The following is a 5,523-nucleotide window of genomic DNA, read 5'->3' on the forward strand; positions in this document are numbered from 1 at the left end:
GGTGCCTCTGTTTCCATAACTACTTCTTCAAACTCTTCCGTTTCTGCAATTACTTCTACTTTTGACACTTCTTCTGGTATTTCCACAATGATTGTTTCTTCAAGTTTTTCTTCTGCTTTGACAATCACTGATTCTTCTGGAGCTTGCTTTTCTACTTCAATAGTAGGTTGTTTTATTTCTGTGTTACGTTTAATTTCTTCTGATAATATTGTATCCTCGTGCTCTACTTTAGAAGCTACTAATTCTTCTTGTAGATTGTTTTCGTTTAACACCACTACATCTTTTTCTAGCTTAGCACTTTCCATCTGCTCAGCTACTGTTTTATGAAGTAATTCATCCGCTGAAACTTCCTGCGGTGTACTCATTTCTTGAATCACTTCTTTTTCTTCTACTAAAGGCACTTGGCGTTCGATTTCATAACCGTTTTTCTCTAGCCATTGATCAACTACTGACTTTTCTTCCTTTTTATTCTCTTCATATTGTTGCTCTCCTTGCTGGTTAGCAGCTCTATGACTAGAAGAAGTTGGTGCTTGTCCTTCTGAGAAATCAGATAATTTATATCCTTTTTTCTCTAACCATGCATCAACGACTGATTTACCCTCTACAGATATTTCAAGGTCTTCTCTTTCCTTTACTTCCTCCTGCTTTTCTTCCTTTTTCTCTACTGAAGGACGATTATATCCATAAATTGGCGAAATCATTTCTGTTGGACGAAATGGTCTACGGTTACTCTCTTGCGAAGGTACAGATGCCTTTTTAACGACAGACTCCCGCACCGGTTCATATTGCACTTCCGGCTCTTCATATGTAGAAACTACCTTTTCCACATACGGTCGTCTGCTTCTTTCCACCTTTATTCCTCTTTGGGCAGTCGGTTCTTCATATGTTACTCCTTGAACAGGTTGTTCTTCGAAGCGATTTACTTCGCTTTCATCCTCTTCATCGAACCCATTATCCGGTACTAAAGGAAAACGGCATTTACCTGCATTCCTACTTGCCATTTGTGCTTCTCTTGCTTCAGTGTAGTGGTTTACACGAGGAATTTTCGGCTGACTTTCAATTTGCTTTGGTACTTCTTTATTCATCGCTGTTTGTTCTTCCTCTTTGTTAAACAGCTTTTTCATCCAATCTAACATGCTTACCACTCTTTCTACTAAATAGTAACATCCTTTATTGTATCAGCATTCGGCAAAAAGTGCAGGTAAAATTAAGCATGTCATATTTATCCACAATATTCTAATTTACGAGTGTTTCATATGAAAAAACGCAGCCTTTCATATAAGACTGCGCTTAAGCTTTACTCTTCCGATATGCATCTATGCTATCCGTTACACTTTGCAATAAAGAATTTACATATTGCGGGTCAGATAATTTTTTATCTTCTTCATGGTTTGACATAAACCCAAGTTCTAATAACACACCAGGAACCTTTGCCCAATTAAATCCAGAAAGATCATCCCGAAATTTAATTCCATTTACTTTTACTTGCTGGTTCTCCCTCATTTTATTTACAATCATTTGAGAGATTTGAAGACTTTCCGCATAAATCTCTTTCGTATACGGACTTCCTTCTGCCGGCGTCAATACAGCGAATCCACTTTGGTTTGGATTTTCAGAACCATCTGCATGAAGACGTAAAAATAAATTAGCCTTATGATTATTTGCGAATGTCGCCCGTTCTTTATTACTTATATCAACGTCTTGTGATGTTCTCGTCATTAATACTTGTATCCCTTTTGCTTCAAGCTTTTCTTTTAATAAAAAAGCCATTTCTAATACAAGTACAGCCTCTCTCTTTTTCGTCACAACACCTGTTGTACCGTCTGTCACTTTATATTTTTGCGTTGTTGCCCCTGGTCCAATTGGCTCTAAATTTAAATTCGCTTTTTGTTGATGCCCTGGATCAATAACGACGAGAAACTTCTCTTGTTTTTCATTACTCCCTACTTTTTGTTCATTATTTTGCACTGGTTGCTCAGTTGGCTGTACTGGCGTAGTTTCTTCTTTCTTTTCCTCAGATGATACTTCCTCTTGCTTATGTTCTACTTGCTCATTCGTTTGAATTGCTTGCAATTCTTCGTTTATTTCTTGTTCTTGCTGTTTTTCTACCGGTGCGTCTTCTTTGGTATCTTTGTTTTTCTCTTGTATAGAAGATGTAGTTTCTTTTTTCGGCTGCTCTTGTGAACAACCGACCATATATATTCCAATGAATGCAATCATGCTCATTATTTTTATATACTTCATACTTCTCTCCCATCACTTTGCACCGGATTCAAATTTTTTCTTATAATTGCCCTATAATCTCATCCATATTTCCAATATAAACTGGCTGCCATTTTTCTGTACCACGTTCTGCAGTATAAACCGGATAAGCGTCATCATCTATATTTACGAAAACTGGATCGCCCATATCCGTTTCATATCCAATTGTAATCCATCCTTCTTGCCACTTTCCGTTTTCTTCACTTATTAATGAATTTTTATGTTTATCGTATCGGTAACCGATTTGTCCTTTTTCTAATTCACTTTCACTAAACACATATATTTCATAAGTACCTAGCTCAATATCTTGCTGTTTTGAAGTTTCAATTCGTTTTAGAAGTTCTGCGATTTTTATTTGTTGTTTCATACGTCTATCCCCTTCTATTTTTCTAAATTTTAACTAGTTTGTTTATAAAATACAATATAGATTTTAAGAAAAAAGGTGACATCCTTATCATATTAACGATTTTTTAAATATATCTATCACAACTCTCAATATATCAACGATTCAACACGAAATTTCGATTTACCGACAAAGAATGTAAAAAAAAGAGAGACTGTCCAAAAGGACAACCTCTCTCTTCTTATATCAATTAAAATTTAAACTCTTGTCCAACTTCAAAGCTATCTTCTAATACAAGAATACCTTTTTCTTGTGGAGCATCTGGAAGCTCTAATTCACGTGCAGAGCAGATCATTCCAGAAGAAGGAACACCGCGAAGTTCTGCTGGTTTAATTAACATACCACTTGGCATTACAGCACCAATTTTTGCAACGACAACTTTTTGTCCTGCATCAACGTTTGGTGCACCACATACGATTTGTAATGTTTCTGTACCGATTTCTACTTTACAGATGTTTAGCTTGTCAGCATTTGGATGTTTCTCTTTTTCAGCTACATAGCCTACAACAAATTTCGGAGAAAGATCTGCTTCTACTGTTTCTTCAAAGCCGTTCTTCGCTAAAATTTCGTTGATTTTCTCTACAAGCTCTTTCGTTAATGTAAGGTTGCCTGTTTCTTTTACTTCTAAGTAAGAAGATGCATTAAAGATGTTGAATCCTGCTGTCTCGTTGCTTTCACGATCGTATACGCGTGCAACATCTCCTTTGCGATCAAAAGTACGGTTCTCTAAAGTAATATCTTGTAAGGCAACAATTAAAGTGTCACCAATTCCTTCAAGGTTGTAAAAAACGTTCACTTCGTTCATCCTTTCTCTTTTCCATCTGTCTTCTTCCGATTTTTCGCTAAAATAAAGATTGGTTCAAATTCTCCATCTTCATATACGAATGAAAGTGATGTAATCGGAACATGCCCTTCGGCAAAAAATTTCATTGTCATTTGTGCAATAATATCATAACCGATTTCGTTGACGATATCAGCAATAATTAATACATCTTGGTGAGGAACAGCAACAACCATGTCACCAGAAATCTTTTCACGCATCGATTGTAGTAACGATTCGTTTAAAATACGAGTCGCGTCATACCCATCATTTGTGTTTAAAAAGTAGAATGTATTACCCGCTACTGTGTCTTGTTTAAATTCATAACCTAATGAGCGTGCGTTGAATAATGCCATTTCACGCACTTGCTGTTCTGTAAGTTCTAATTTTTGTAATAGACGCTCATCAATTAGTCGATACGTTTTATTCGAATCTAGCGCGTAGTAAATACGTGTTTCCGCCGTATGATCCGTCATAATAAACGGATTTCCTTCTTCTGCTTGTTTCGGGAAAGAAGTAGAGCGAATAACAGGTAAAATTTTCGCTCCGCTATTTTCTTCTTTATGCATCGCAATTAGCGCTTCTTGTACGTAATAAGCAACTTCTTCAATTGCCTTTTCCTTGTTCACTTCCCATTTTGCCACAACTCCTGGAAGCGATACGTTAATACCTTTTTTGGAGTCTTTTTGTTCAATACGTAAAACTTCTTTCTCACTATCATACTGAAAGTCCCATTCTGGGCGAGATAATTTCTTTATTAACTCATCTTTCATCTTTTTACTTGTCATCTTCATCTCTTTTTTCCTCCCTTCCAAAAAAATAACCTCCCCCGCGAAGGTAGAGGTTGTTTTACAATTCAATTGGCAAATTGCCTTATTTTAAACCTTCAATGAACTCTTCGATTTGTTCTTGTGTTTTACGATCTTTGTTTACATAGCGACCAGTTTCTTCACCTTTATTGTACGCTACAAAGCTCGGAATGCCAAATACGTCTAATTTTACACATAGATCAATAAACTCATCACGGTCTACATAGTAAAATGAGAAATCACTATATTTCTCTTCTACTTCTGGCATAAATGGATCTACAAAGCGGCAGTCTGGGCACCATTCTGCTGAGAACATAAAGACTACATTCTCTTCATCTTTTAACTGTTGGAATTGCTCCATGCTTTCTAATGACTTCATCTATATTTCCTCCTCTAACGGGTGCATTTTTCATGTTATAATCTTTCTTTTATACTACCATACATCGCGCATGGTGCAAGGTTTATGCTTGCTTTTTGTCATACTTATATTGCCCAACTAACAACTTAACAACGTGTACAAATAATTCCGTGCGGTCGACATAATCATCTGTAAAAATACCGATAGCACCTTCGTGACTACGAATATCTTTTCGCTGCACAAACTCTTCCATCACTTCGCTTAATTCCTTACCATCTTCAAGAGGTGCTAAAAAATCGTCTGGTAACGTAATACGCGCTCCTCCGGCCACAAATACTTTCCCATCCATTGTTGCTAGCGCGCCCCAGTTACACATAAATAAACCGTGCTCCGTTTTCATTACGCCGCCTTCTAGCCCAATACCAATTGGAGCTTCTCCTTCCTCTAGCGCTCGCTTCGCTCTATTAATCGCTCCTTGCATCGTCTCTTCATCTGAGAAAGGCTGAGCTGATACTCCTGACGGAACAGAAAGAGATGTAATTTCAGCATCTTTCCAAACCTTCTCCACAGCGCCAACCTTCGTTTTATTCTTTGATCCAACTACTACTTTCATTTCGTTCACCTCTATAAAAATTCATCATTCTATTCTAATACCTCTATCAGATACGAATTAAGCATCAACCACTACCACATATCACCAAGTCATCTATTCAGCCTAAAAAAGAAGGTTTTTTCTAGCAACATTACCGTCTTCAAAAACAAAAACAGCCTTCCTCTCACTTCCTACTTGGAGTCTTCATACATCATTCGAACACCAATTAAGCACTGACCGCTCCCACTCATCGCTGGGTCATCTATTCAAGCTAAAAAA

General features: G+C 37.0%; 6 protein-coding genes and 1 pseudogene. All 7 read right to left on the minus strand.

All coding sequences use genetic code 11. The annotated features are described in order from the left end of the window. Positions 1–1,136, minus strand: a pseudogene (locus tag MR107_RS29110) (DNA translocase FtsK); the annotation flags it as partial. A gap of 154 nt (positions 1,137–1,290) precedes the next feature. Then, entirely contained in the window at positions 1,291–2,244 is a 954-nt protein-coding gene (locus MR107_RS29115) for an N-acetylmuramoyl-L-alanine amidase (protein WP_242293081.1), read from the minus strand. Between the two features lie 40 nt (positions 2,245–2,284). Beyond that, positions 2,285–2,629: a hypothetical protein gene (locus tag MR107_RS29120; protein ID WP_000813166.1), complete on the minus strand. Its 345-nt coding sequence runs from the start codon at positions 2,627–2,629 to the stop codon at positions 2,285–2,287. Positions 2,630–2,855: 226 nt separating this feature from the next. Further along, positions 2,856–3,470, minus strand: coding sequence for a YtpR family tRNA-binding protein (gene ytpR / locus MR107_RS29125; RefSeq protein WP_001006761.1), 615 nt, complete (start codon positions 3,468–3,470; stop codon positions 2,856–2,858). Further along, entirely contained in the window at positions 3,467–4,279 is an 813-nt protein-coding gene (locus tag MR107_RS29130) for a DUF1444 domain-containing protein (protein ID WP_000784588.1), read from the minus strand. The genes ytpR and MR107_RS29130 overlap by 4 nt, the downstream gene beginning before the upstream one ends. Before the next feature lie 79 nt (positions 4,280–4,358). Continuing rightward, positions 4,359–4,673, minus strand: a complete 315-nt coding sequence (locus MR107_RS29135) for a thioredoxin family protein (RefSeq protein WP_242293082.1) — start codon at positions 4,671–4,673, stop codon at positions 4,359–4,361. An 82-nt stretch (positions 4,674–4,755) separates the two neighbouring features. Then, on the minus strand, positions 4,756–5,265 hold the full coding sequence (locus MR107_RS29140; protein WP_000869940.1) for a DUF84 family protein: 510 nt from the start codon (positions 5,263–5,265) through the stop codon (positions 4,756–4,758). Positions 5,266–5,523 lie beyond the last annotated feature (258 nt).

It is taken from the genome of Bacillus cereus group sp. BfR-BA-01441 (assembly GCF_022663075.1).
Lineage (GTDB): Bacteria > Bacillota > Bacilli > Bacillales > Bacillaceae_G > Bacillus_A > Bacillus_A cereus.

Coding starts and splice junctions, on each gene's coding strand:
- MR107_RS29115 (WP_242293081.1), bottom strand. CDS start 2,244: ATGAAGTATATAAAAATAATGAGCATGATTGCATTCATTGGAATATAT.
- MR107_RS29120 (WP_000813166.1), bottom strand. CDS start 2,629: ATGAAACAACAAATAAAAATCGCAGAACTTCTAAAACGAATTGAAACT.
- ytpR (WP_001006761.1), bottom strand. CDS start 3,470: ATGAACGAAGTGAACGTTTTTTACAACCTTGAAGGAATTGGTGACACT.
- MR107_RS29130 (WP_000784588.1), bottom strand. CDS start 4,279: ATGAAGATGACAAGTAAAAAGATGAAAGATGAGTTAATAAAGAAATTA.
- MR107_RS29135 (WP_242293082.1), bottom strand. CDS start 4,673: ATGAAGTCATTAGAAAGCATGGAGCAATTCCAACAGTTAAAAGATGAA.
- MR107_RS29140 (WP_000869940.1), bottom strand. CDS start 5,265: ATGAAAGTAGTAGTTGGATCAAAGAATAAAACGAAGGTTGGCGCTGTG.